1 pseudogene is annotated in these 434 nt (G+C 59.7%); it reads right to left on the reverse strand.

Annotated elements, in window-relative coordinates:
* Positions 1-434: pseudogene (locus tag D7Y15_RS43810) on the reverse strand (DNA repair protein RadA); the annotation flags it as partial.

Below are 434 nucleotides of genomic sequence, written 5' to 3' on the forward strand. Positions count from 1 at the left end.
GTTCCAGCCCCACTGCCACGCGGCGCGGATTCGCCATCATCGAGTGATCGACCAGCGCCTGAATCTCCACCAGCAACGGACGCGTTCCTTCCCACACCACCATCACGGAGCTGCCAGAGGTCACTTCATCTCCGCGACTTAAGAAAATTGCCGAAGGGTTGCTGACTTCACGCAGCCCCTGTTCGGTCATCGCGAAGACGCCCAGCTCATTCACCGCGCCGAAGCGGTTTTTATGGCTGCGCAAGGTGCGAAAACGGGAGTCGGCATCACCATCCAGAAGCACCGAACAGTCGATACAGTGTTCCAGCACTTTAGGGCCAGCCAGCGAGCCATCTTTGGTTACGTGCCCAACCATGACAATCGCCACACCGCGCGTTTTGGCGAAGCGCGTCAGATAAGCCGCCGTTTCACGCACCTGCGCCACGCTACCAGGC

Source organism: Corallococcus sp. AB030 (assembly GCF_003668965.1).
GTDB classification, from domain to species: domain Bacteria; phylum Myxococcota; class Myxococcia; order Myxococcales; family Myxococcaceae; genus Corallococcus; species Corallococcus exiguus.